Here is a 276-nt window from a genome sequence, read left to right as displayed (position 1 = left end):
ACCTAATCCCATATTTCCACCTTTTTTAACTGATTGCTTGTCAGTTTCAAATGAATTCATGGCATTAGAATTTGCTGTTGAAATAGTGTCTTTTACTTCAATATCAGACATTCCAGTTTTATCTAGGCTAGATTGAGCAGATTTAAATACTCCCATTGTTTCTTTTGCTGAATCAGTAAAATAACCACCACCAGCCATAGCAACAACACGACCAGAACCAGAGCCATATTTATCAATTAGGTGTTTGTTCATTGCTGAATTCAATTGTTGTTCAAA

The 276-nt window shown here is 34.4% G+C and carries 1 protein-coding gene; it reads right to left on the bottom strand.

What is annotated here, in order from left to right:
• Positions 1 to 276 (bottom strand): hypothetical protein (locus RVY79_RS19435; RefSeq protein ID WP_317466212.1); only part of this gene is annotated, 276 nt, incomplete at both ends.

This window comes from Chromohalobacter sp. HP20-39 (assembly GCF_033052815.1).
Classification (GTDB): domain Bacteria; phylum Pseudomonadota; class Gammaproteobacteria; order Pseudomonadales; family Halomonadaceae; genus Chromohalobacter.
This window is presented reverse-complemented; position numbering and strand designations above follow the sequence as displayed.